The sequence below is a fragment of the Microcoleus sp. Pol12B3 genome (assembly GCF_036701355.1).
Taxonomy (GTDB): domain Bacteria; phylum Cyanobacteriota; class Cyanobacteriia; order Cyanobacteriales; family Microcoleaceae; genus Microcoleus.
This window is the reverse complement of record NZ_JAUBQS010000026.1, coordinates 63,037-86,218: the sequence shown is the minus strand read 5'-3', so window position 1 is coordinate 86,218 and position 23,182 is coordinate 63,037. Positions and strand designations below refer to the sequence as shown.

The window sequence follows — 23,182 nt, the reverse complement described above, 5'->3', positions numbered from 1 at the left end:
CCTTGGAAGATGCCACTAAATGGTTGGCAACCAGTCTTGAAAACTGGGGTACAGGTAACTGTAAGGGTTCGATTCCTTCATCTTCCTTTTAACCACCGGAAGTCGAAAAGCGAGACACCGTGCTGATAACGCGGGGATAGGAGGGGCAGTACCTCCTCGGTGGATTGCTTATGATTTTATATATAAATAAGGGAGAATTATGGTTAATTTTTTCACGAGATTTGCTATCCTAGACTGAGCAAAATTATGGGGAGGTCGCCTAAGTGGAATGGCACCGTAAAAACTTTGGAAAAGCGGCTCCCAAAAGGACGATCGGGTTTGTTGAGTAGGGTAAAAAGTTGCTTCGCGACGTTCCCTGAAAACGCAAACTGGCAGCGGGTTGCGGAGGCACTGAAAGGAATTAACAGTCCGAGATGGGGGCAGTTCTCATCTGCTTGCGGGCAGTAAGGAAGCGCGTTTCCTTAAAGTTGCTGTCGATCGATGCGGGTTCGAGTCCCGTCCTCTCCATTTATTGTCTTTAACATTTTAACAAAACAAAGGTTAAATATGAGAAAACTAAAATATTACGTTGCTTGCACAGTTGACGGTTTTATTGCTCGCGAAGATGGCTCATTTGATTGTTTTCCTATGGAAGGGGAGCATTTCACTGATTTGTTCGATTCCTTTCCTGAGACTATTCCGGCTCACCTTCAGGAAGCACTTGGCATTCCGGCAGAGAACAAGCAGTTTGATGCTGTTTTGATGGGACGGAAAACCTATGAGGTAGGGCTAGATGTTGGTGTAACTAATCCTTATCCTAGCTTGAAGCAGTATGTCTTTTCGCGCACTATGGAAGCCAGTCCGGATGAGAATGTTCAACTTGTTTCGGACAATCCTGTTGCATTGGTTAAGGAATTGAAAAAAGAAACGGGTAAAGACATCTGGCTCTGCGGTGGTGGCGCTTTAGCGGCAACTCTTTTTTCGGAGATTGACGAGATGATTGTCAAGTTGAATCCGCTAGTTATCGGAGCGGGAATTCCTCTTTTTTCCGGTGCAATCGAGCCGACAAATTTGGAACTTGCCGATCGCAAAATCTATAGCAACGGTTTCATGTTGCTTCATTATCGAGTGAAGCATTAGCAATCGCGACTTTAGGCGCTGCAATTACTGGGAGCCAAAAAGGACTGAAGTGTTTATTACACAATGATTTTTTAGGAATTACACAAACGCTGAATTTTTAAGGGTGGTTAGCAAAGCGGTTATGCACCCGGCTTTTAACCGGTACCAGATAGGTTCAACTCCTATACCACCCACTCTATCGATTTTAGATTTTAGATTTTAGATTTTAGATTTTAGATTGAGGGAGATCTGTGAGATTCTATATTTTAGATTGAAGGGCATATTGTTGCATAAGAACTGCGGCTTTTATCTGCGTTCATCTGCTTGATATGCAATTATCTGCGGTTAAAAATCACAAAACTTGGAAAGTGCGGCTGTGTGGACGGCAACTGGTTTGGAATACCAGGGTGCAGCGAAAGCTGTAGAGGTTCGACTCCTCCACTTTCCTTTTTAATCATTAGTCATAAGTCATTAGCCATCAATAATAGGCTAAGGACTAAAAACTCATGATTAGAAACCAACAACAACTCTTAGAGGAGAATCAAATGTAATGTCACGCACCAAATTTGAACGGAACAAACCCCACGTCAATGTCGGTACGATCGGTCACGTTGACCACGGCAAAACAACCCTAACAGCGGCGATTACAATGACGCTGGCTGCACAGGGTCGGGCCAAGGCTAAAAAATACGATGAAATCGATGCTGCACCGGAAGAAAAACAGCGGGGAATCACGATTAATACGGCTCACGTTGAGTATGAAACTGGCGATCGCCATTACGCTCACGTTGATTGTCCGGGTCACGCTGATTACGTGAAAAACATGATCGTGGGTGCCGCTCAAATGGATGGTGCAATCCTCGTCGTGTCGGCTGCAGATGGTTCGATGCCTCAAACTCGCGAACATATCTTGTTAGCGCGGCAAGTGGGAGTGCCGAAGTTGGTTGTCTTTTTGAATAAGAAAGATATGGTGGACGATGCGGAAATTTTGGAGTTGGTCGAGTTAGAAATTCGCGAACTTCTCAGTTCTTACGGTTTCCCCGGCGATGATATTCCAATTGTCGCAGGTTCGGCACTGAAAGCCCTGGAAAAGATGACTGCTAATCCGAAAATTCAGCGCGGCGAGGATGAGTGGGTTGATGGCATTTACAATTTGATGGATGCGGTAGATGACTGGATTTCTACGCCCGATCGCGATATTGACAAACCTTTCCTGATGGCTGTTGAAGATGTGTTCTCGATCAAAGGTCGGGGAACTGTCGCAACTGGCAAAATCGAGCGGGGTAAAATCAAAGTCGGCGATACTGTGGAATTGGTGGGAATCCACAACACTCGCACGATAACTGTTATCGGTGTTGAAATGTTCCAGCAAATTCTGGATGAAGGAATGGCTGGAGATAATGTCGGTTTGTTGCTTCGCGGCATCCAAAAAGACGAAATTGAACGGGGTATGGTGCTTGCTAAACCCGGTTCTATTCAACCTCACATTGAATTCGATTCTGAGGTTTACGTGCTGTCGGAAAAAGAAGGCGGCCGCCGGACTCCTTTCTTTGCGGGATATCGCCCTCAATTCTACGTGCGGACAACGGATGTTACAGGTACGATCGCATCTTTTACCGCTGATGACGGCAGCGCCATCAACATGGTAATTCCGGGCGATCGGGTTAATATGACTGTGAAGTTGTTGCAGCCGATCGCGATCGAACAAAATATGCGTTTTGCCATCCGCGAAGGTAATCGCACTGTGGGCGCCGGTGTCGTCTCCCACATTCTCAAGTAGACGCTTTCGGAACCAATTAGAATCAGTAGGGTGGACCAAAGTCCACCTTACTCCTGAATTCACAGCAAGTTTTTCAGTGTTGATGCAGTAGAGCGCCAAGATGGAGTCAAGCGAATTGTCGAGATTGGAGATGGCCAAGTATCAGATTTGGTTGGGTGGTCTGCCGGACGTTTTGCACAACTCTGGGGAGGTGCTTGAGGTCGATCGCGCTTAAATGAAATATGGAATCAGGGCGATAGAACTTACATTAAATATAGGAGTAAGGGCGATCGCCACAAATTTATACAAAAATAGTTGAGTTTTCAGAACAGTTGTGTTATAATAGCCTAGATGCGGGAGTATAGCTCAGTTGGTTAGAGCAGGTGACTCTTAATCTCAAGGTCGAAGGTTCAAGTCCTTCTACTCCCATCCCAAATAACATACTACTCACAAGGCTTTGAGACTTTAAACTGTCTCTAGTATGTCATTTTTCGCCCATTTTGCGCTCACGATAGCAGCCAATGGCGGTAGCGGTTGGATTACAGTGAGTGTTTGCGTGGTCGGATTTTTAATGTCAATCGACCCGCCCGATCGAGAAAAGTGCGATCGCCCAAGCTATTTTTAAACTGAATAACAACAGGAAATGGTGATTAGCTATGATGGCAAGTCTCTCGGCGCGCTGCTATGGGGGCGAGCGCGATTTAGATGCGATCGCCCATTTAATCAATACTTGCGAAGAAGTCGATCGGCTCGACGAAGGTACTTCCATTTCGGAATTGCAACAAGAATTTAACCAACCGTCGCTAGACAAAGCCCGCGATATCCGCCTTTGGGAAGATGTGGAGGGAAAATTAATCGGTTTCGCTCGGTTGTGGATTTCTGAACCAGGGGAAGTAATTGACGGTTGGCTGTGGTTTCGCGTTCACCCCGACGCGCGCGGAGGTGATGTGGAAGCAGCGGCGATCGCCTGGGGTGAAGTGCGGATGCGCGAAGTGTCTGCGATGCGGGGCGCGCGCGTGAAGCTGCGAACCTACGCGCGCGCTGAGGATTGCGATCGCATTTCTGTGCTGGCAAGTTGCGGTTTTAAGGTCGATCGCTATTTTTACCGAATGGCGCGATCGCTCTCTGAACCGATCCCAGAACCGCAATTCCCCGAAGGTTTCGCGCTGCGTCAGTTCCCCGGCGAACAGGAGGCGGCAGCTTGGGTAGAAATGTTCAACCAGTCGTTTATCGATCACTGGAATCATCACGATTTAACGGTGGATAAATTTAAGCACGAGTTAGCTAAACCCGATTACAGAAATGATTTAGACTTGATTGCTGTTGCTGATGACGGCACATTTGTCAGTTTTTGTTCCTGCCTGATTTGTGTGGAAGAGTGCGATCGTACCGGGCGCAATGAAGGGTGGATTGCTTGTCTCGGCACTCGGCGCGGCTTCCGCAAAATGGGATTGGGACGAGCGATGTTGCTGGCTGGTTTGCATCGACTCAAAGCTGCCGGTGTGGCTACTGCTATTCTCGGCGTCGATGCTGAAAATTCCTCAGGTGCATTGCATCTTTACGAGTCGGCTGGCTTCCACAATATTCGCGATAGCATTTCTTATGTTAAGGACGTTTGATCGATGTTACAGTTCGCGAGCGCGCTTTGACCCAAGAAATCGGATTTTTTAAGGAATCTGCGGGTTGCAACGAAATATTTTGGTGCAAAAACCCGGTTTTTCGCCACTCGTGTAAGTTTTATCTAAAAAACTTTTGCTACCCCCTTGACACCAGTGTAGTATGTATGTAGTATTTAAGTATGGAAAGCGCAGGACAAGCAAAAACCTGTATTTTTCATGCAAATTCTGAACCTTGACAACTAAATATTACTCAAAATTTCAAGGAACATCAACTTGAAAGTCTTGCAATACAGACTTGATTGTCATGTTGTTACTTTATACGAGACTGTTCGGTTACAAACTGACTCGGTCAGAGTCAGATGTTGTACTAAATCAGTCTAATTTCAACGAATTTCCTGCGGATTCAGAACAGACAAGCTCTGCCAGATTTCAATCAAGCAAAAAGGCTGAGGAAATCCGCAATATCAAACAAGCTTATCATTTACAGCGGCGCTTCTTTCAGTAAAGATTATCGGATTTCGTGAATCTTTACCGATACTGGCAATTTGCTAAGTCTCACAAAAAGCCAAAGTCGAGAGCAGATAAGCTACCAATCCAACATCCAAAATTGCTCTAGGAGGTATCGGTAATGGTTCACATTCGTTTTGAAGGACGTTCCTATGACTTGGCGGAAAACCAACTGGGTATCGCGGCAGGAATGAGCGACAAGGCTATTAAGGAACGTCTGGCAAAGCATTTTGATGTCAAGGGCGACCGCTTCGAGTCTTACGTGCTCGATCGCCGTCCCAGCGGTGATTTAATTGTCCGCCCAGAAGCCGTTTACGGCTAGAAATTCACTGAAGGCACGTATTAGAGAGCGCACCCCAACTAAAGAAGCTTACAAACTGGAAACGTTCGACTTAAAATCGAATTGTAGGTTCAATTCCTACTTGCCGTGAGGCTGAAAAAAAGCTTCTCTGACTTGTGCGCTGCCTTTTATAGCGGAATTTTTTATATCTATCGGGCATTTAAAGGTTCCACTTCGCGCCCCAACAAAGGAAGCTTACATACTAGCTCATTGGTAGAGCAATTCCCTCTTAAGGAAAAGGTCGCGGGTTCAACTCCTGCGTATGTGCCAACGGCTTTATTAACTTGCGCGAAGTGACTTTTAATGCTATAAAAAGCCAAAATAATTTAGCAATTTAGAATAATCACAAGTCAAAAATTTCTAGTTTATAGATTAGAAAAATTTTGTTCCGCACCCTAACGAGTGAAGCGAATACACACATTCTAATCGATTGGTCGCAGGTTCAAATCCTGCCAGCCCCGTTTAAGGGGCTGTAGCTCAGGGGTAGAGCCATCGGACAGTCAAAACGCTTTGCTAACTTGTGCGGAACATCTCATATTTATAAAAAGTTAGATATAAAAGTGGTGTGTGAGGAGACTTAAATTATGATCAAAAAAACTCTAATTTACCGATCGCCCAAAGAGATAGACAGTCTAATTCATGCCTTCCAAGAAGGCAGCTTGCCGCGAAGTCAATGGACGCACGAAGCACATTTAACGGTTGCTCTGTGGTATCTGTTTTATGACTCGGAGCAAGAAGCAATCAATGCGATTCGCAATGGGATTCAACGTTACAACTCGGTTCAAGGAATTGAAATCACACAAAACAGTGGGTATCACGAAACACTAACGCTGTTTTGGGTGCGAACTATTCGCCAATGTCTCGCCGATGAAAGCCAAAATCGGTCGATCGTAGATCTGGCTAATGGTTTGATTGCCAAATATGCCGATCGCACTTTACCATTTCGCTATTACACCCGCGATCGCCTGATGTCCTGGGAAGCTCGACAGAACTGGGTTGAACCTGATATGAGAGCAATGGAATTAGAAAGAGTTTCTCTCAAATAGTTAATTGAAAATCGCAGTTTTTGCCGCGCCCCAATCGCGAGAGCTTAGATACAAACCCTATTTAGGTTTACCAAAAAAAGCTCCCCAAACTTGCGCGGTGACTTTTTAAATTCACTCGCTAACCTGCAACAACTGCCAACCGCCGATTTGGAATACTTCTCAAGTCCAAAATCCAAAATCAATAGGAAGGTAAAAACAATGAATATGAATACAGCAGAACGCGATTTGCGTTTGGAAATGCTCAACAGTCTGCTCACCACTCCTCACCGTGTATTAGAAAAAGTAGCAGAAATTCACAAGTTAATTATCGAATTAGACCCCATTTTTTACGGTCATTTAGCAGTGTGGTATCAACGTCACGGCGACGTGCGCGATCACAAGGAAGTTTTTGCCGGAAATTTGCTGACTTCGGCGCTGACGGAACACCGAGATGCCGGTTTTATGATGCTGCAAGAGTTCCCTCCCTACGAGGTTTCGCGGATTGTGGACTTTATGAAGCGGCACCAGAATAAGGTGCCTCGCAGCGCGCGCACTGCTGTCACTCGCTATCTGAAATCGCGGGAAAAGAATCCGCAGTTTTTCGATCGCGCCGCCATCCGCAACCGGAAGGCGATGAAGCATTTGTACGCAACGCTGCACGTCAAGCCGAGCGATCGCGCTAATGCTATCCTGTTTAAAGACAAGCCGCCGGAAGACTCTCTGGCATTCGTTTTGAAGCAGTTGGCGAAGGCCGCGACACCTGCGGAACAGGCGAATTTGATTGTTGAGTACAAGATTCCGTATACGATCGCAGTTGGTGCGATCAGACAGCTAACGCCAACAGTTTTGGCGGCGCTGATTAACTCGATGTCGCCGCAGGAAGTCATCAACAATTTGAAATCGATTCAGTCGCGCGGCGCGATGGATCACGCGGAAGTCAAGCAGTTGATTGACTCGAAGCTGGATGAAGCCGCAAAGTGCGATCGGGTTTCTGCTTACAAAGCGAGTGTTGCGGGCGCGGGCGCGAACTTCGACGCAGCAACGGCGGCGAAGCTGGAAGCGGTGACAAACGAACAGGTGAAGAAGCGCGGCAAGATTGCGAAAGCAACCGGTTTGTTGATTGACAAGTCTGGTTCGATGGAAAGTGCGATCGAAGTTGGGAAGCGTCTCGCTGCTTTGATTTCCGGCATTTCCGAGGCTGCACTGTTCGTTTATGCCTTTGACACGATACCGTATCCAGTGCAAGCAAACGGCAGCGAATTGACTGACTGGGAAGGCGCTTTCAAGCACATTCGCGCTGGCGGCGGCACAAGTTGCGGTTGCGCGGTGGAAGCAATGCGAATTAAAAAGCAGGTTGTCGAGCAATTCATTATGGTAACAGATGAAGGCGAAAACGCTGCACCTTATTTTGCTGATGCTTATCAGAGTTACTGCCGCAGTTTGGGGGTAATTCCTGATGTTGTGATTGTGCGAGTTGGTTCTTGGTGCCAATATGTCCAGAAGCAATTGAAGGACAAACAAGTATCGGTGGAAACCTTTACGTTTGCAGGTGATTATTACTCCTTGCCGAATTTAGTGCCGATGTTGAGCCGTCCTTCGCGGCTGGAATTGTTGATGGAAATTCTGGATACGTCGCTGCCTGTGAGGGATGACAAGTAAAATGTAGGGTGTGCACTGCACACCTTACTTATTATATAGCCAAAATTTGCACCGATCTGAAGGACAAGACACTATGAAACTAGCGGAAGCTTTAATTTTAAGAGCTGACTGTCAAAAAAGAATGGAACAACTGCGAGACAGATTGACAATAAGTGCTAAAATACAGGAAGGAGAAGAACCTCCAGAAAATCCCCAAGCACTCATTAGCGAAGTAGATGGAGGGGTGCAAGAACTCGAAGACTTAATTAAGAAAATTAACAAGACTAATTCGCTGACAACTCTGGAAGATGGAGTTAGTTTATCGGATGCTTTAGCCAAAAGAGATGCTCTCGCGCTTAAGCGTGGCATCTACAAGTCTTTAGTTGACGAAAGCGCTGTTAGGCAAGACCGCTATAGTCGATCGGAAGTCAAATTTTTCAGTACGATCAACATTGGTGAAGTGCAAACGCTAATGGATCGAATGTCTAGACAGTATCGGGAGTTAGATACTAAAATACAGCAAGCAAACTGGAATACTGAACTTATCGATTGAGCAAGTTGGTAGCCAATGCAATAGAAGCGAGCACAACCCCCCAACTGCTGGCATGAGGGGTCATGCTAAAATCTCACAAATTAAGCCCAGTATTGTTACAAGCGTACAGGGCATTGTTAAAGTTACTACCGCGTGCAGGTCTATTGATATTGGTGAGGGTGGGTTAGGGGTTTCTTGCTCAATTGCAAAAGGTATCTGGAATTCCATAAGGCTGTGAAGCTGTTAAAATTTCGATTTTTTTCATCCTCAACCGAAAGCGTTTTCCCTATTTTAAATTATTCTCTAATTTGCTCGATAATTTCTTGTAATTCTGGATTAGCGATGGATGACACTAATTTTGAATCCGCACCAGCCAAAGCAGCGCGCAACTTTTCCGCACTGAGTGCAGGATATTTCTCTAACACCTGCTGTTGAGTCCATCCCGCAGCAAAGAGCCCCAGCAAAAATTCTACAGACAATCGAGTTTCTGGCGCTGCTGGTTGACTTGTTGAAGCTTTCGAGTTTGGATGAATGAGCTTTCGCCAGTCCATTGTTTTACTTAAACGATTTGGGAAGATTCCGCCGATTATACTGCATTTGGGTACAGTAGAAACACGGATATCGTTGACTGATTGTGTAACATGATACGGCAGGTAATACCATTTTAGATTTTAGATTGGGAATCACTGATGCCAACCAGGGTTTGGAGTTTGGTGACAGTGGCATTTTTTTTGAGCGGGTGTCATTTCCCGATTTTGCGATTAAATTGTTATTACGATCGCAGTACAGCACTTTCTTATAGACTAGAGTAATGGGGTAGCGACGGGGCGATCGCCCTTTTTCCTTTTGTCCGTTTCAATACCAAACTGCGTAAGCGTTGCCCGCCCCTACGGGGGCTACGCCAACGAAGAGGATCGCACTAAATCTAAACCCACTGTCTAACGGACTGTGCAACCCACAATACAACTACTTTAACTTCTTAAAACTATGGGAAAAAAGTCGAAAGCCAAAAAATCCCAGGTCAAAACATCCAGTTTGCTCTGCCAGCGACTGCAAGAAGCTCTCGATCGAGGCAGCAAAGTTTGGATTAAAACAAATAATAGCAGTTTCGGCGGCATCCCGATTAATTTGTTCGGGGAGTTTTTGGAACTTTTGGTGATAGTTCCCCCTAACGAACAGGCGGAACATATCGATGCTTACGGACAAGTTACGTGGCTGATTCGACTCTCTGATATTATTGCACTCGCTTACCCTACTGAATATTGGTCTAAAGATAGATTAGAAAGTTTGCTGCCACCAGATGCAGTTACTTCCGAAGTAGGAGATTAACTGCGTAGGGTTTGCATTGCGTACCCTAATTTTAGCTGAGTTGTATTTGGTATGGTGTGCAGTGCACACCATACGTTTACTATTTTTTAAGCTGTTTGAGCAGCCCACATATACACCTGTTCCACCGATTTTTAGCAGTTTAATTAGTTGTTGCAAGCTGAAAGCTGCACTTTACAACTGCCACCCTCTAGTTCGCTGCAACCGGCGAGAGCTTGAGCTTCTGCTGCTGCTTTATCGTCGCCCCAGCCCGCACCGGCTCCTCCTTTGCCTACTGCGATCGCTCCACAATTATTACTATTAGATGTCAGGGGTTCGCAGTCGTTCGCACCTCCGCTTTGTTCATTGCAGACGGCTACTGCTGCGTTTAGTGCTTCTTTCTCTGTCGCATGATCCCAACTAATACCAGTGGCGTCAGAAGTCGGAGAATAAGCAGTAGCTCCATAGGTATCTTGAGCTTTAGCTACCTGGACTGAGCCAAAAAGAGGAAGTGTCAAAGCTGTGACTACAACCCACTTAGAAAAAAGCTTTTGCAGCATATTTACTTAAGATATTTACAAGGTTAAGTTGCGAGGTTCGCTCAATATTAGATTAGGAGATTAATTTCTGTCAATAGTGTTGAGTAATCTTTAGATTTTCTTAAATTTAAAGTGTCTTAGGTAACAAAAAGTAAGATAACGGAGGTCAATTCAGTGGCAGATATCCGCAAAATCCTCAGCCAACTCGCTACCCAAGAAGGGAAGCTACTCGATACCCAATTCCTGGCTCCTTGCGTGCCCGGGGGGAGCGTGCGGACAAGGGTTAGCTCAATGGTTTATACTTTTCAACCGCAGCCACGCAACTTTGAAGGATGGGCTATTTTTGGGCCAGTAAATGAGAAAATTGCTGCGGTAATTGAGGAGCCGAGTTTGGCGCAAGTGGCAGAGTATTTGCAACTCCTCCTCCCCGTTCGCTTGCACTTGGCTTGCCTGCTGCAAGGGCAAACGTGGCTGGCTTATCCTGTTAACGAATCGGATGCTAAACAGCGCACGGGTGTTGCGAAACCCGTACCAGTTCATTTAGTAACAGAAGGTTCGCAGTTTGAGCCGATTGTTGCGCGGTGGGACGGTCATTGTTTGTGGTTTGAAGAAATTGACAGGCGCGCCGATCCGCTGCAGTCTGAGAAGTTGAAAACAGCTTTAAAAAAGTTGATTTTGCCTCAAGAAGTTCGCTTTAAAGGGATGACGCCGGAAATGCGAACTGTTTACGAATTGGTGTCCCGAAATATTAAAGATTTCGATCCGAAAGTGCGGGAAGAAAAGCGCTTGCAGCAGGCGCTAAAAATGGGCGGCGGTGAATTGCGGGATTTTTGCGATCGCGAAAATTATTGGCTGGTTGAATGGACTAGCGGAACGGGAGAACACCACACTTCTGCGATCGCCAAAACTGACTTGACAGTTATGAGTGCGGGCATTTGTCTCAGCGGATTGGACAAAGACTTCGACTTGCATTCATTGGTTGGAGTCGTCGAAAATCGCTAATTCTTGATTACCATGAGCATATTTTTTCACGAACAACTTTACAGAAGTGCCGCAGTGATGTCGCAGATCGAAAATTTTCCGGTAACGGTGTGCGGCGCGGGCGCTTTGGGTGCGAATATTACAGAAAGTCTGGCGCGATCGGGCTTTTGTCAGTTAAAAGTCATCGACCGCGATCGCATCGAGGAACGCAACCTTTCCACTCAACCCTATTATCGATCGGACATCGGCGCATTCAAAGCCAAAATTCTCGCCAACAACATCTACCGCGCTTTGGGAGTCAGCATTGACGCGCACTCAAAAGAATTGACGCCCGCAAATGCCGATCGGCTGCTGGCCAACAGCGCCACAGTCATCGATACTTTTGATAACAGTATCGGGCGGCAAGCAGTCAAGGATTACTGTGCGAGTGCCTCCCTTCCATGCGTACACGTCGGATTAGCTGCAGATTACTCGGAAATAATTTGGAACCAACACTATCGGGTTCCTTCAGCGGCGAATGATGACGTTTGCGATTACCCGCTGGCGAGAAACTTGGTAGTGCTGACGGTTGCAGTTGCCTGCGAAGTAATTGTTACCTTTGCTGCTACCAAAGAGCAACAAAATTTAACTTGCACGATTGGAGATTTTGCAGTAAAGCCACTTATATTGTAGAATGTCGGTTGACTGTTGCCAGAAACCTGGTCAATCAAGATTGGATGCCCCCATCCTATAAACCCGGTTTCTCACCCTCAAACAATCGTCCAACTTGCAAAAAACGCTTGAAAAATTAACAGGGAAAGTATGGCCGGATCACAGACTTTTTATTATTTACTAGCAATTCTCGCCCTATTAGTTTTGACGGGCACAAGTAGAGCAAACTATGCAGCGGGCTCCGCAGTTTGCTACACTGATGATTGCCATCGACCAGCAGTGAGACACCATAAAAGGATTTTAAAATGCGGCTCGAAAGGGCACGATGTGAAGAAACTGCAAAAGTTGTTGAACGCGCGGGGCTTGTCCCCACACCCGATCGTAATTGATGGCGTTTTCGGTCCGACAACCGAAAATGCAGTGAAAAGATTTCAGCGACAAGCGGATATTCCTGTAGACGGAGTTGTGGGAGGCAAAACTTGGGACAGACTGTTTGCTAGTTCCTAAATTTAAGCACCGCACAACAAAGGTTCTTAAGTCATTATTCCTAATCATTAATCGCTGTGGTTTGTAGTTGTGCAGAGCTCGAATTTTGTGCAACTACATACACAGAAACTGCCCTCAAGAATCAATCGCAAACTAGAGTGGTAATGAATGAAGTTTTAGATTTTTGGTTTGGTCGATCGCACTCTCCTGAATTGGGCAAAGTCCACAAGAAATGGTTTGAAAAAAATGCGGATTTTGATGCAGAAGTGCGAGCGCGCTTTCTGCCAAAATACGAACTAGCCGCCTCCGGTCAACTTGACTCATGGCAAAATTCCCCCGAAAATTGCCTAGCATTAATTATACTGCTCGATCAATTTCCGCGCAATATGTTTCGCGGAACGCCCCAAGCATTCGCCACAGACAGCAAAGCTTTAGCCACCGCCGAATACGCTATTAATCATAACTTCGATCGCGAATTGCTGACTGTACAAAAATTGTTTATTTATCTGCCTTTTCAACACAGCGAAAGCTTAGAAAACCAGCAAAAATCTGTGGAACTATTTAGCCAACTCAGCGGCGAACCTGACAGCGATTCACTCATTGAATATGCGTTGCAGCATTTGGAAATAATCGAGCGTTTTGGGAGATTTCCTCACCGAAATCAAATTCTAGGCCGCGAAACAACCCCCCAAGAAGCGGAATTTCTCAAACAACCTGGTTCGGGATTTTAAAGCGCGATCGCAAAATCTCGATCGTTCTGATATATTTGAGGCTTGTAGAGGCGGTTTTAGCTGGCAATCACAACCAACAGGAGACAATCTCTCTACAAAACCCGCCCCAACCCAGGGACTATCAAAATTGAATAGTGAAATTATAAAAGAAGATACATTGTTAATTCAACAAAAAGTAGACGCTGGTGAATAATTTATTCATCGCCCCATCCTCAGCCGCGATACTGCACCCGATAAATCCGGTTGTTCGCTTCCTCAGTAAACAGCAAACTCCCGTCAGGTAAAACCAGCAAACCAACAGGCCGTCCCCAAGTTTTCGGACCCGACGGATCTGTGAGAAAACCAGTCAGAAAATCCTCATAATAACCTTGAGGGCGTCCGTTCGCTGCATTAAAAGGTACAAACACGATTTTATAACCAGTTCCTGCGTTGCGATTCCAACTGCCGCGAAACGCCACAAATGCCCCGTTCATGAATCTTTTGGGAAACGTTTTGCCGTCGTAAAACTGAAGCCCCAAAGCCGCCGAATGCGCCTGAAACAGCACGTCTGGCATTAATGTTTTAGCCGCTAAATCAGGTCGATCGCTATTGCCGTTTCTGGCGTGGCGCGGGTCGAGCAAATTCGGCTTAAAATAAGCGTAAGGCCACCCGTAAAACTCGCCTTGACGAATTCTTGTCAAGTAATCCGGCACCAAATCATCTCCCAAACCGTCGCGTTCGTTGACTGTTGCGTAAAGTTGATTGGTTTTTGGGTGAAAATCCAATCCCACTGGATTTCGCAAACCGGAAGCAAAAATTTGCTTGTTCTGACCGTCCAAATTCATCACTTGAACAGATGCCCTCGGCAGCGGTTCGACATCGGCATTAGACTGCGAGCCAACTGATACGAAAAGCTTGCTGTTGTCGGGGGAAACGACAACATTTCGCGTCCAGTGTTGGTTGTAGCCGCCGCCCGGTAAATCTGCAATTTTTTGACCGCTACCTGTCAATTGTTCCTGCCCTTTTGTGTAGGGAAATCGGCGGACTTCATCGGTATTCCCGATGAAAAAATAGCGATCGGCAAAAGCCATACCAAAGGGAATATTTAACCCGTTTTGGGCACTTGCAAAAGTTTTGCGAACCTCAGCAACGCCGTCGCGGTTGGTATCCCGCAACAGCGTAATCCGATTCTGTCGCGTTTCTGTTACCAAAACATCGCCTGTCGGCGTCAAAGCCAGCCATCGGGGAGCGTCTAAATTGTCAGCAAAAACGTTAACGACAAAGCCAGGAGGCACGCGCAGCACTGGCGATGCGGGAATCGGTATTACTTGAGGAGGTTTTGAGGCGCTATCGCTGGCTCCTGGCTGCGGCAAAGAAGTTGCAACAATGCGGATTGGCTGCGGCGACAGCGGTTTGGTCGGTACAATTTGATTTGTCCCAACATTTACCAGCGGTGCACGGGAGGGAATTTGCGACAGGGGGCCGTTGTCGCCCACAGCAGGGGCGATCGCATCTGTAGCTCGATCGCACGCAATCACCGGCAACAGCAGAATTAGCAGCAAGAAACGCAGGTAATACATAGCAGCGATTTCTAAACAATTGCTGGACAATTCTATTATTCTAACTGGTATTAAACAGCTAAGCCACCGCCTGCGCGGTGGCTTAATTCCATTTAATGATACCAGTTGCAAAAAAGAATACAACTGTAGACCTGCGATCCAAACCTTGAGCTTTATCAGTCAGTGGATTTTAGATTTTAGATTTTAGATTTTAAATTGAAGAAAGCGACCCCACGAATGAATCCAATAGTCCCGGATCGAATTGCTTGATTGTCATTGCCAATCTTCAATCGAAAATCTAAACCGTATAACCTAGCTCTACCAAAGTCCTCTCACAGGAGCCGGACGGGGAGCCGGAGCCGGAATTGGACGGGGAGCCGGAATCGGAGCCGGAGCCGGGGCCGGACGAGGAGCCGGACGCGGTGGCGGTTCTGGGGCCGGACGCGGTGCCGGTGCTGGGGTTGCGGGACGAGCAACCGTTGTGGCTACCACCTTATAATCGGGGATCACCGCGATATTTTGTATCTGAGATCCGGCGACTGTGGCTCTGACTTTCATTCCCGGTACTAGGCCAATAATTCTCAGGACGCATCTTTGAATCCTGAGAGTCCTGTACGGCGCGCTTTCTTCGCGAATAGTTACTACGTCGCCGACAATACTTTTGACAAAACCGACAATGGTTCTAGTGTTTGCTGTAGTGGTGGTTTGCGTTTGGGCTATTTGAGTTGCAGGGTTAGCCATCGCAGGATGTACTGAGACCGCCGAAATTAGCACCGACAGTGTTGCACCTGTCAATAATTTGATCTTCTGAAGACGCATTGAAACCTCACATTAACTGCTATTCAGGGTCGGGTTTGCTTCCGCAGCGCGAAAGTCCCAACCTCTATACCTAATCCAGTTTAATCCCCAGAGTAGGAAATTTATGACAATCTCAAAAAAAGATTATCGAACAAGTATTGAAAGACTAAATTTTACATCATAAGTTCCCGATTTACAACAAGTTCAGCGGTTTGGTTCTCTAGAGTGTTGCCGTGATATATTGAGTTTATTCGATCGACCTTAGCAGTTTTTTCCGCCAACCTAACTGTTGCTGGCGGGGACTCTACCCAAAGACAGATTGTGCTTGCCGGATACAGTAGCGCCATAGTTTGAATACTCGATCGCCAGTCGGTCATGGCTAAAAAATCAAATTAGTCGGAGGTAAAATTTAATCATTTTGTGGCAATATTTACGCATAAACCGGGTTTTCTCACGACATTCTATTGCGTAACTCCACTGAGCAGCTTATAAAAACATTGTGGTTTTAGTATTATTGCCTAAGCTTTGTGTTGAGTTACAAGCTATCAGTTGTGGAATTTTAACTAAAAACTGTGCAGCGCAGTTCCCCTCAAAAAGCCATCTCAAAATTTTTCTCATCGGGTGCAGTTGGCGGATAATTAGATAGGAACTTTGTAGGAAATGCTGGTGAGGAGTTTAGCGAACAAAACAATGGTGAAGAGCAAATTTTTGTTTAACAAGTTAATTGTACTGAGCTTGAGTGCCGCCGCGCTGTCGGTCGGCCTACAGCAGCAGGCGACTGCCGAAGTGGTGGCTAATTCAAGTAAGAGTGCGATCGCAGTGCAGCGGCCCACATCCGAGACAAAATTGCCGAATCTCGGAACCCCAGAACTGCCGCCCTTGGGAGAACCATTTCGTTATATTCCCCAGGAACCAAAGCCTGCAGTAAATCCTATTGAGGAAGTGCGTTTAGTCCTGAAATTGCGAGAACGCCGCGTCTATGTTTACCGACAAAATAAGGTGCAAACCAGTTTCCCAGTTGCTGTGGGAAAAGGCGGGTGGGAAACTCCTACAGGCAATTTTAAAGTTATTCAAATGATCAAAGATCCAGTTTGGCAAAATCCTTGGACAGGAGAACTTATTCCTGCTGGGCCAGACAATCCATTAGGGAGTAGGTGGATGGGGTTTTGGACGGATGGCAAGAATGTGATTGGTTTTCACGGTACTCCGAATCCAGAGTCGATCGGGGGGGCGGCTTCTCACGGCTGCGTCAGGATGTTTGATAAAGACGCACAGGCTTTATTTGAGAAAGTCGCAGTTGGCACACCGGTGATAGTTGAGCATTAATTATTAGCAACTATAAAAACATCAATTCCCGGCGATTGAAATCGCGGCTACACATACAAAGTCCGCCTGCGCGGACTGAATAATTTCTTAGTCCGCGTAGGCGGACTTCGTTTGTATAGTAGCGGTTTCAACCGCCGAGCGATTTTGATATTAGATAGATTGCTGATATTTTTCCAGCAACTCCGGGATGTAATCGTAGCCGTCAACACCGATCGCCGGAATGATATTCGCTCGACTTTTCGCCAAAGATTGTTTAAAAGATTCCGCCCCCATTTGACCCCGCAAAATTGTCAACAAACCAGCCGATTGACGCCACTCCATCGCACCAATTTGCTCCAAAGTATACATCCCCAAACTGCCCGCAAATATCGCTTTTTCTAGTGAGTTGATTCTGTAATAAGCTTGAGCCAAGTAAGCCAAATTCAGACCTTGCAAATATAAATCCCCTGAGAATTGAGCTGCTTGCCAACCTTTGAGCAAATATTCGATCGCAGCTTCAGCATTTTCTAGGGCGATTTTAGCAATACCGAGACTGCTGGAACAAAAAGCTTGACTTTGGCGATCGCCCAATTTTTCCGATAGCAACAAACCTTGTTCCAAATAACCGATCGCACTCTCGTAAACCTCCGGTTCCACCTCCTCCAACTGCCGCGCTTGAAACACTTCGCTGTAACCCAAATTAGCCAGAGCATTTGCCTCGCCTTGTCGCTCTCCCGCTTGTCGTGCCATAATTAAAGCCCGCTGGCTGTAATTAATCGCTTCCTGATAATTTTTTTGAGCAACATAGTTGCGACTGATGTGATTGAGATTGGCCACTTCGCAAGCTTTGTCTCCTTCAGTACGGGCAATTTCCAGCGCTTGCTTGTGCAGCAAGAGCGATCGCTCGTAGGCCCCAGCCGCCTGCATCGAATAACCCAAAAGCGTCAGAATCCGAGCTTTTGCCTGAGTGCCTTCAACTCGCCGCAGCGGTTCGTCTAAATAATCCAAAGTATGTCGCAGGGCTTTACCATCAAACGAAGCAAAAATTCCCCCGTAAAGGGGAAAGTATTCCCGCTGAGAAAAAGCCCGCAAAATTTGCAAAGTTACTTGAAAACAAGCATTTGCCAACTGCTCGCCGCTCTTGGTAGAATTATTAAACCCACTAGCTAGCTGACTCCAAATTACCGCAAAAGTAATGTAAGTAGAAATTGAAGCTTTTGTTGACACTTTGGAATCGTAAACTTGCTTGTCAAACCATGTCGCCAACGCCCGCTGCAAGCACTGCAAAATAATCGCCAATTCCACCAATATTCTTAAATCTAAATTCGATTCTTTTGCCGCGAATTGAACTACAGATTCACCAAGCGCAATAGTATTCAACAGAGCCTGGGGAAAGGGACTATTAACTTTTTTTGCCCAAAAAGCCCAAGGCCCATTTTGTTCGGGACTACCGGCAAATCCTAGCTGCTGCGGCTGATAAATCCAGCCCACAAGTTCCGGTTCCAAACGCTGCCAAGATTCTAAACCTTTGGCGATGCCGGCGGTGATTTGCTGCAAATCTTGTTCGGTTTCGGGATTGGCAGTTTGCAGCATTTGTTGGTGCAGAGATTTTGCCAATTGCTGCAATTGAGCAAGAGTCAACGGATGTTCTTTATTCGGATCGATTACTTGCAATAATGCCAGGAGGCGAGAGTTAGATTCGGCAGTAACGATTTGTTGGATTGAGGATGCAATTGCGCGATCGACGCGGTTATCTTTCTGCCAGCGTTCCCATTCTCCTTGGATGGTTTTGAGAGCTCGGAGGGTGCGATTTGCCTTTGCTTGTTTGATTTCGTCTTTTTCATTTCTGAGTTGATTTTCGGTGGCATCAAGGCGTTCACCGAAACAGCGTTCAAAGATTTCGCCCGTACCGGTACTAATGTCTTGCACCAGCATTTGATAAACTTGTTCTTTGGAGCGAATTTGACCTTTGAGGGTGATTTCGACAATTTTGTCGATTAGGGCTAGGTAGCGATCGCGCAGTGAGGTAGAGTCTGGCATAAGTTATTTTTAGTTAATAAATTTTTATGGACAGCGCTTGCAGTTTGCACCATTTCATGATGCTATTTAATTTTACAGCTCCTCTGGATTAATGCCCATTGCTCTGAGGCGATCGGCTAATCGATTTGCTCGCTGACTTTCTGATTCTGCCCGCTGACTTTCTAATTCTGCTCGCTGCCTTTCAAACTCCTCGGAAGTCAGAACCCAATTTCCACTGACATCGTACCAACGCAGCCACCACCTCGAACAACCTTGATAACAACCTTCCCACAAACCTATACCTAATTCTAATTCCGGTATCCAGAATCTGGGTTCGGTTAAAACTTGTTCGCGGTAACGATTGCCAATCAAGCGAAATACTCTCAGTTGATTGTTGTACCGACTGAAAACACAGTAGTAAGGAATCTGCAAAATCTGTTCGTAAACTCGCCACTTAGTAGGGAGTTTATTTCGTGCTCCTTCTGTAATTCCTAAATCCTCATCTTCAGTTCCTGGTGACACCAATTCCACTACTACCAGAGGACTGACATTTTCTTGCCAAATCACGTAGCTGAGGCGCAATTCGTCACCTCGATAGAATCTCGGAACCCCCAAGACGACAAACCAATCAGGTCTTTTGTACCAATTGAAATGGTTAGAATCGTAGTAGAGATTGAGGTCTGTAGCTATAAATATTTGTTCTGGCGGATGATTTGCGGGGTGGCAGGTTAGACGCAGCAGTTCGGGTTGAAACTCGTGGAATTCGTCAGGCAAACCGGGTTCCTCCGGGTCTTGACTGGGTAAATCATACATCGTAGGGAGGACTTTTGTTTGCGAAGGCTGCGAATCCGGTACGTACATCGTCATAAGATTACCCAGGCGAGACGGCTTGAGGAGATTGAAGCGGTACGGCAATTGTAATATTATAGCGCGATGTTATTTCTTGCGGCATAATTTCAGTATTTTTGGCACCGGGAATCTTCGCTAAATGGCGATCCTTGGGAACACCATATTTAATAGTTGTAGTTAGTGAGGCCTCACAAAAAAGATGAAAATAAATCTATACGATCTTAAGCTTGATAGTTAATTGGACAATGTGAGTTAGTAAAGGTTAGAATGTTGAGGTTATAATTCAGCTTTTAGAAACGATGATGACACGCTTAGATAAAGTACGGCAACTCCAAGAGATATTTATTGCTCGTGCGACAGGTGGCGATCCCAGTGAGCGGGAATACAGTAAACTCCGTTTAGAGTTATTGAGAGATAGCGCACTCAGAGAGCGCCTTCCTCAATTTGTTAGAAATTGCGACGAACTCTCAAAATTCTGGGGTTTTATTAAAGCAAAGTTCGGTACCTACCAAGAACGAAGGATATTTATATGGGAAGAATTTGGTTCATTGATTGCGTCTCTAGAGCAAAATATTATTGTGGCTCAACCAGCAGATGATGATATTTCCGCCATTCTTATCAATTTCGATACAGAACAGGTTCATATTGCTTGGCAAAAAGCTCTTGAACGCCGAAATCACGATCCAGAAGCAGCGATTACTATGGCGCGTACATTAATCGAATCGGTTTGTAAACACATTTTGGATGAAGCAGGCATTTCTCATAGTGAGAAAGATGATTTGCATAAACTCTATTATGAAACTGCTAAGCAACTTAATCTGGCTCCTCAACAACATCAAGAAGAGGTTTTTAAACAAATTCTTGGTGGTTGCCAGAGTGTGATTTCAGGACTTGGTACTTTACGTAATAAGCTTAGTGATGCTCATGGTAAAGGGAAACAAGCTATTAAACCTTCTCCTCGACACGCTGCACTTGCTGTCAACTTGGCGGGTTCAATGGCAGCTTTTTTGGTCGCAACTTGGGAGGAAAGATTGTCGAAAGCGACCTAACAAGGCGATTGGAACGGACTGGGGAAAGCGACTGGTAAGATTACAAAGGCTAGTTGCAGTCACTCAACCAGAACTTTAGACCGTTGAAATGCTGACCTTGCAAAGGGAAACGTTAAAAACATTTCGTTTCCCTCTTTCTGTTACCACCTCGGTCTAATACTAGAATTCCGGTCTTCTCTGGTAGTTGGCGACGGCACACCATTCTTGAAATAACACCAAGCTCGATCGCCCTCCACTCCCGACCTCACGAAAGTAAAAGCCTGACATTGTTTGTCAAACACATGGATTTGTTTGTAAAGATCCGGGTCGGGTTGGCTAATGTACATATTGCTATAATCAGCGCCGATTCTGTCAGTATTTAACTCGAAATTCCACCTTGTCAACAGCCACTAGCTGCGGCAGTACAGTTTAAGCCTTTGCACGGATTTTATTCAAAGCAGAGGCTGCACTACTACTCACATTTAGATTGGAGTCTTTGAGCAAGACAATTAGCTGCGGCAGTGCAGTTTAAGCTTTTGCACGGATTTTATTCAAAGCAGAGGCTGTACTACTACGCACATTTGAATTGGAGTCTTTGAGCAAGACAATTAGCTGTGGCAGTGCAGTTTTAGCTTCTGCACCGAAACTTCCCAAAGCATTGACTGCACTACTACGCACAGTTGCATCGGAGTCTTGAAGCAGGAAAATTAGCTGTGGCAGTGCAGTTTTAGCTTCTGCACGCATTCTTGCCAAAGCATAGTCTGCACGGCTACGCACCTTTGCATCGGAGTCTTTCAGCAACAGAATTAGCTGCGGCACAACAGTTTTAGCTTCTGCACCCATCCTTCCCAAAGCATTGGCTGCACGGCTACGCACAGTTGCATCGGAGTCTTTCAGCAACAGAATTAGCTGCGGCACAGCAGTTTTAGCTTCTGCACCCATCCTTCCCAAAGCATAGTCTGCACGGCTACGCACAGTTGCATCGGAGTCTTTCAGCAACAGAATTAGCTGCGGCACAGCAATTTTAGCTTCTGCACCAACCGACACATCTGAGTCTTTCAAGGTTTTGACAAAGGCAGGAATAGCAGGAAGAGCAATTTGTCTTAGAACCTCAGCAGCACTCTGGCCGACTGACAAATTCTGATCCTGCAAAGCTTCCATCAAATCAGGGATGGCTGGTTCACCTATTTTTCGTAACAGCTTAATAGCTGCATCAAGTGCCGTTTCATCGTTAATATTTAACTTCTCAGTGAGGAAGGCAATCTGTTTGGGATTAGCTGTAGGTTCGTCCTTAATTCCAGCCGCAGCATTGCCAGTCAACAGCAAAGGCGATGTGAAAGATAGAAACGAGAGGGCAATTACGGCAACTAATCTTTGTCGGTAGTGCTTCGTCATGGGCCAGAATCCTTGTATTTGATGAGCCGTCTCAGCCATTTGAATAATTGTGTATACATTCTCATCAAACTGTTTCAGGATTCCGGGCGATCTAAATTTGTTCTTGTCTGTGGTGAAATCGATCGCCCTAAATACTGCTTAAAAAGCGCCACTTTAAGAAGATTCTGGTTCTTTCCTTGAAAAATCCTTCTTTACGTGTAACTCTTGCTGGGAATTTGAATATACGAATCCGGCATTTCATTCTGCTGGTGAATCACAAAGAAACGGCGCTTAATTTCTTTGAGAACTGCTGCATCATAATAAATCATGCCACAATCAACACAAATCTCTACTGGCGTGTTAGGAACTAGCCAGTATTTACCTTGATGGCTGTAAAGGTAATTGATTCTACGTTCCTCATAGCGGTTGCTACCGCAGGTATTACATCGAATTTCTCGCATGGGTCTATCCTCACTATCCCGGATTTCGGATTCTCAATCGACCTAATTCCGCAGTGATAATAGCACCTGACTGGAGTTCTTGTCCGTGAAGTGCGATCGCCTGCAAGCAAACTTCTGCTTGCTGTCTCGCCGCTAGATTAACTAAACGGATAATCCCGCAGTGAGGTACGCCTCGGACTATTGCAAGTTCGCCAAAATCTTTGTCTAAGGTTACTAGAATACGACCATCCATCATTATATGCACGAGAAAGAATCTCTTCGTCGCCCGGATCTTCGGGTCAATCTCCCGTCCATATTGCATCATGTCCCGCGATTTCGAGTTGTTGGCGGGAGCCGACCCAAACACAAATATCCAAAAGAATGTTCATTGGCCAACTGCGGCCAAGAGAGGTTCGATACGCTCGTGACTAACCAGTCGGTGAGCATAAACTAGACAAGCCTGAATATCTTCTCTTTCTAGCCAGAGATAGCCTTCTAGAATCGTTTCAGGAGTGTCGCCTGCCGCTAACATTCCTAAAATATGCTCAACTGCAAGACGGCGACCCCGAATAATGGGTTTTCCGTTAAATATTTTGGGATTTACTGTGATTCATTCTAAG

26 protein-coding genes and 5 tRNA genes are annotated in these 23,182 nt (G+C 45.8%); 20 read left to right on the top strand and 11 right to left on the bottom strand.

The features are described from left to right. The first annotated feature begins 4 nt into the window (after positions 1 to 4). The 13 genes from QUA53_RS15275 to QUA53_RS15220 all read left to right on the top strand — a co-directional run bounded on the left by QUA53_RS15275 (position 5) and on the right by QUA53_RS15220 (position 8,539). A tRNA-OTHER gene (locus tag QUA53_RS15275) sits at positions 5 to 87 on the top strand. Between the two features lie 459 nt (positions 88 to 546). Next, the gene (locus QUA53_RS15270; protein ID WP_333098104.1) at positions 547 to 1,119 is read left to right on the top strand and encodes a dihydrofolate reductase family protein; all 573 of its coding nucleotides are present in this window, start codon (positions 547 to 549) and stop codon (positions 1,117 to 1,119) included. A gap of 101 nt (positions 1,120 to 1,220) precedes the next feature. Beyond that, a tRNA-Lys gene (locus QUA53_RS15265) sits at positions 1,221 to 1,292 on the top strand. Between the two features lie 169 nt (positions 1,293 to 1,461). Continuing rightward, positions 1,462 to 1,546: transfer RNA gene (locus QUA53_RS15260), tRNA-Ser, on the top strand. A gap of 102 nt (positions 1,547 to 1,648) precedes the next feature. After that, positions 1,649 to 2,878, top strand: coding sequence for an elongation factor Tu (tuf, locus tag QUA53_RS15255; protein ID WP_333098106.1), 1,230 nt, complete (start codon positions 1,649 to 1,651; stop codon positions 2,876 to 2,878). A 57-nt stretch (positions 2,879 to 2,935) separates the two neighbouring features. Then, the gene (locus tag QUA53_RS29230; RefSeq protein WP_445304954.1) at positions 2,936 to 3,076 is read left to right on the top strand and encodes an ATP-grasp domain-containing protein; all 141 of its coding nucleotides are present in this window, start codon (positions 2,936 to 2,938) and stop codon (positions 3,074 to 3,076) included. A 136-nt stretch (positions 3,077 to 3,212) separates the two neighbouring features. Beyond that, positions 3,213 to 3,286, top strand: a tRNA-Lys gene (locus QUA53_RS15250). 227 nt (positions 3,287 to 3,513) lie between these two features. Continuing rightward, entirely contained in the window at positions 3,514 to 4,476 is a 963-nt protein-coding gene (locus QUA53_RS15245) for a GNAT family N-acetyltransferase (protein WP_333098109.1), read from the top strand. A 628-nt stretch (positions 4,477 to 5,104) separates the two neighbouring features. Then, a complete protein-coding gene (locus tag QUA53_RS15240) occupies positions 5,105 to 5,305 on the top strand; it encodes a hypothetical protein (protein ID WP_333098110.1) in 201 nt (66 codons plus the stop codon). Positions 5,306 to 5,520: 215 nt separating this feature from the next. Continuing rightward, positions 5,521 to 5,593, top strand: a tRNA-Lys gene (locus tag QUA53_RS15235). Between the two features lie 314 nt (positions 5,594 to 5,907). Then, on the top strand, positions 5,908 to 6,369 hold the full coding sequence (locus tag QUA53_RS15230; RefSeq protein WP_333098112.1) for a hypothetical protein: 462 nt from the start codon (positions 5,908 to 5,910) through the stop codon (positions 6,367 to 6,369). A gap of 198 nt (positions 6,370 to 6,567) precedes the next feature. Further along, the gene (locus QUA53_RS15225; protein WP_333098114.1) at positions 6,568 to 8,007 is read left to right on the top strand and encodes a hypothetical protein; all 1,440 of its coding nucleotides are present in this window, start codon (positions 6,568 to 6,570) and stop codon (positions 8,005 to 8,007) included. Positions 8,008 to 8,080: 73 nt separating this feature from the next. After that, positions 8,081 to 8,539: a DIP1984 family protein gene (locus tag QUA53_RS15220; RefSeq protein WP_333098116.1), complete on the top strand. Its 459-nt coding sequence runs from the start codon at positions 8,081 to 8,083 to the stop codon at positions 8,537 to 8,539. Positions 8,540 to 8,814: 275 nt separating this feature from the next. On the opposite strand, the gene QUA53_RS15215 is transcribed toward QUA53_RS15220, so the two are convergent. Then, complete coding sequence (locus QUA53_RS15215; protein WP_333098117.1) at positions 8,815 to 9,069, bottom strand: DUF433 domain-containing protein; 255 nt, start codon at positions 9,067 to 9,069, stop codon at positions 8,815 to 8,817. 436 nt (positions 9,070 to 9,505) lie between these two features. Between QUA53_RS15215 and QUA53_RS15210 the strand changes: the two genes are divergently transcribed. Then, the gene (locus QUA53_RS15210; protein WP_333098118.1) at positions 9,506 to 9,847 is read left to right on the top strand and encodes a hypothetical protein; all 342 of its coding nucleotides are present in this window, start codon (positions 9,506 to 9,508) and stop codon (positions 9,845 to 9,847) included. Between the two features lie 143 nt (positions 9,848 to 9,990). Here QUA53_RS15210 and QUA53_RS15205 read toward each other — a convergent pair whose 3' ends face one another. Next, positions 9,991 to 10,383, bottom strand: a complete 393-nt coding sequence (locus QUA53_RS15205) for a DUF4189 domain-containing protein (protein WP_333098120.1) — start codon at positions 10,381 to 10,383, stop codon at positions 9,991 to 9,993. Between the two features lie 153 nt (positions 10,384 to 10,536). Between QUA53_RS15205 and QUA53_RS15200 the strand changes: the two genes are divergently transcribed. From QUA53_RS15200 to QUA53_RS15185, 4 genes are all read left to right on the top strand, one after another. Then, entirely contained in the window at positions 10,537 to 11,364 is an 828-nt protein-coding gene (locus tag QUA53_RS15200; RefSeq protein WP_333098122.1) for a hypothetical protein, read from the top strand. 12 nt (positions 11,365 to 11,376) lie between these two features. After that, a complete protein-coding gene (locus tag QUA53_RS15195; RefSeq protein ID WP_333098123.1) occupies positions 11,377 to 12,015 on the top strand; it encodes a ThiF family adenylyltransferase in 639 nt (212 codons plus the stop codon). 129 nt (positions 12,016 to 12,144) lie between these two features. Then, a complete protein-coding gene (locus QUA53_RS15190; protein ID WP_333098124.1) occupies positions 12,145 to 12,501 on the top strand; it encodes a peptidoglycan-binding domain-containing protein in 357 nt (118 codons plus the stop codon). Positions 12,502 to 12,644: 143 nt separating this feature from the next. Beyond that, on the top strand, positions 12,645 to 13,211 hold the full coding sequence (locus tag QUA53_RS15185) for a DUF924 family protein (protein ID WP_333098126.1): 567 nt from the start codon (positions 12,645 to 12,647) through the stop codon (positions 13,209 to 13,211). 212 nt (positions 13,212 to 13,423) lie between these two features. Here the strand turns inward: QUA53_RS15185 and QUA53_RS15180 are convergent, their stop codons facing one another. Beyond that, positions 13,424 to 14,770, bottom strand: a complete 1,347-nt coding sequence (locus QUA53_RS15180; protein WP_333098128.1) for a sorbosone dehydrogenase family protein — start codon at positions 14,768 to 14,770, stop codon at positions 13,424 to 13,426. 297 nt (positions 14,771 to 15,067) lie between these two features. Continuing rightward, the gene (locus QUA53_RS15175) at positions 15,068 to 15,568 is read right to left on the bottom strand and encodes an autotransporter (protein ID WP_333098129.1); all 501 of its coding nucleotides are present in this window, start codon (positions 15,566 to 15,568) and stop codon (positions 15,068 to 15,070) included. Positions 15,569 to 16,237: 669 nt separating this feature from the next. Between QUA53_RS15175 and QUA53_RS15170 the strand changes: the two genes are divergently transcribed. Then, the gene (locus QUA53_RS15170; RefSeq protein WP_333098130.1) at positions 16,238 to 16,873 is read left to right on the top strand and encodes a L,D-transpeptidase; all 636 of its coding nucleotides are present in this window, start codon (positions 16,238 to 16,240) and stop codon (positions 16,871 to 16,873) included. A 150-nt stretch (positions 16,874 to 17,023) separates the two neighbouring features. Here QUA53_RS15170 and QUA53_RS15165 read toward each other — a convergent pair whose 3' ends face one another. Then, positions 17,024 to 18,892, bottom strand: coding sequence for a tetratricopeptide repeat protein (locus QUA53_RS15165; protein WP_333098132.1), 1,869 nt, complete (start codon positions 18,890 to 18,892; stop codon positions 17,024 to 17,026). Between the two features lie 72 nt (positions 18,893 to 18,964). Continuing rightward, positions 18,965 to 19,738: a Uma2 family endonuclease gene (locus QUA53_RS15160; protein WP_333098133.1), complete on the bottom strand. Its 774-nt coding sequence runs from the start codon at positions 19,736 to 19,738 to the stop codon at positions 18,965 to 18,967. A gap of 281 nt (positions 19,739 to 20,019) precedes the next feature. On the opposite strand from QUA53_RS15160, the gene QUA53_RS15155 reads away from it, so the two are divergent. Further along, positions 20,020 to 20,769 carry an abortive infection family protein gene (locus QUA53_RS15155; protein WP_333098136.1) on the top strand — a complete coding sequence of 250 codons (750 nt, stop codon included), beginning with the start codon at positions 20,020 to 20,022 and terminating at the stop codon, positions 20,767 to 20,769. Positions 20,770 to 20,909: 140 nt separating this feature from the next. Here QUA53_RS15155 and QUA53_RS15150 read toward each other — a convergent pair whose 3' ends face one another. From QUA53_RS15150 to QUA53_RS15130, 5 genes are all read right to left on the bottom strand, one after another. Continuing rightward, positions 20,910 to 21,152: a hypothetical protein gene (locus QUA53_RS15150; protein WP_333219589.1), complete on the bottom strand. Its 243-nt coding sequence runs from the start codon at positions 21,150 to 21,152 to the stop codon at positions 20,910 to 20,912. Between the two features lie 124 nt (positions 21,153 to 21,276). After that, positions 21,277 to 22,143, bottom strand: a complete 867-nt coding sequence (locus QUA53_RS15145; RefSeq protein ID WP_333098139.1) for a HEAT repeat domain-containing protein — start codon at positions 22,141 to 22,143, stop codon at positions 21,277 to 21,279. Between the two features lie 191 nt (positions 22,144 to 22,334). Then, positions 22,335 to 22,583 (bottom strand): type II toxin-antitoxin system MqsA family antitoxin, encoded by a 249-nt coding sequence (locus tag QUA53_RS15140; RefSeq protein WP_333098140.1) that lies wholly within the window; start codon positions 22,581 to 22,583, stop codon positions 22,335 to 22,337. Between the two features lie 13 nt (positions 22,584 to 22,596). Next, on the bottom strand, positions 22,597 to 22,887 hold the full coding sequence (locus tag QUA53_RS15135) for a DUF5615 family PIN-like protein (protein WP_333098142.1): 291 nt from the start codon (positions 22,885 to 22,887) through the stop codon (positions 22,597 to 22,599). A gap of 60 nt (positions 22,888 to 22,947) precedes the next feature. Beyond that, positions 22,948 to 23,172 carry a DUF433 domain-containing protein gene (locus QUA53_RS15130; RefSeq protein ID WP_333098209.1) on the bottom strand — a complete coding sequence of 75 codons (225 nt, stop codon included), beginning with the start codon at positions 23,170 to 23,172 and terminating at the stop codon, positions 22,948 to 22,950. Positions 23,173 to 23,182: the final 10 nt, after the last annotated feature.

Coding starts and splice junctions, on each gene's coding strand:
- tuf (WP_333098106.1), top strand. CDS start 1,649: ATGTCACGCACCAAATTTGAACGGAACAAACCCCACGTCAATGTCGGT.
- QUA53_RS15225 (WP_333098114.1), top strand. CDS start 6,568: ATGAATATGAATACAGCAGAACGCGATTTGCGTTTGGAAATGCTCAAC.
- QUA53_RS15205 (WP_333098120.1), bottom strand. CDS start 10,383: ATGCTGCAAAAGCTTTTTTCTAAGTGGGTTGTAGTCACAGCTTTGACA.
- QUA53_RS15180 (WP_333098128.1), bottom strand. CDS start 14,770: ATGTATTACCTGCGTTTCTTGCTGCTAATTCTGCTGTTGCCGGTGATT.
- QUA53_RS15270 (WP_333098104.1), top strand. CDS start 547: ATGAGAAAACTAAAATATTACGTTGCTTGCACAGTTGACGGTTTTATT.
- QUA53_RS15135 (WP_333098142.1), bottom strand. CDS start 22,887: ATGATGCAATATGGACGGGAGATTGACCCGAAGATCCGGGCGACGAAG.
- QUA53_RS15215 (WP_333098117.1), bottom strand. CDS start 9,069: ATGGACTGGCGAAAGCTCATTCATCCAAACTCGAAAGCTTCAACAAGT.
- QUA53_RS15230 (WP_333098112.1), top strand. CDS start 5,908: ATGATCAAAAAAACTCTAATTTACCGATCGCCCAAAGAGATAGACAGT.
- QUA53_RS15210 (WP_333098118.1), top strand. CDS start 9,506: ATGGGAAAAAAGTCGAAAGCCAAAAAATCCCAGGTCAAAACATCCAGT.
- QUA53_RS15190 (WP_333098124.1), top strand. CDS start 12,145: ATGGCCGGATCACAGACTTTTTATTATTTACTAGCAATTCTCGCCCTA.
- QUA53_RS15170 (WP_333098130.1), top strand. CDS start 16,238: ATGGTGAAGAGCAAATTTTTGTTTAACAAGTTAATTGTACTGAGCTTG.
- QUA53_RS15185 (WP_333098126.1), top strand. CDS start 12,645: ATGAATGAAGTTTTAGATTTTTGGTTTGGTCGATCGCACTCTCCTGAA.
- QUA53_RS15140 (WP_333098140.1), bottom strand. CDS start 22,583: ATGCGAGAAATTCGATGTAATACCTGCGGTAGCAACCGCTATGAGGAA.
- QUA53_RS15195 (WP_333098123.1), top strand. CDS start 11,377: ATGAGCATATTTTTTCACGAACAACTTTACAGAAGTGCCGCAGTGATG.
- QUA53_RS15220 (WP_333098116.1), top strand. CDS start 8,081: ATGAAACTAGCGGAAGCTTTAATTTTAAGAGCTGACTGTCAAAAAAGA.
- QUA53_RS15145 (WP_333098139.1), bottom strand. CDS start 22,143: ATGACGAAGCACTACCGACAAAGATTAGTTGCCGTAATTGCCCTCTCG.
- QUA53_RS15165 (WP_333098132.1), bottom strand. CDS start 18,892: ATGCCAGACTCTACCTCACTGCGCGATCGCTACCTAGCCCTAATCGAC.
- QUA53_RS15155 (WP_333098136.1), top strand. CDS start 20,020: ATGATGACACGCTTAGATAAAGTACGGCAACTCCAAGAGATATTTATT.
- QUA53_RS15175 (WP_333098129.1), bottom strand. CDS start 15,568: ATGCGTCTTCAGAAGATCAAATTATTGACAGGTGCAACACTGTCGGTG.
- QUA53_RS15245 (WP_333098109.1), top strand. CDS start 3,514: ATGATGGCAAGTCTCTCGGCGCGCTGCTATGGGGGCGAGCGCGATTTA.
- QUA53_RS15240 (WP_333098110.1), top strand. CDS start 5,105: ATGGTTCACATTCGTTTTGAAGGACGTTCCTATGACTTGGCGGAAAAC.
- QUA53_RS15160 (WP_333098133.1), bottom strand. CDS start 19,738: ATGACGATGTACGTACCGGATTCGCAGCCTTCGCAAACAAAAGTCCTC.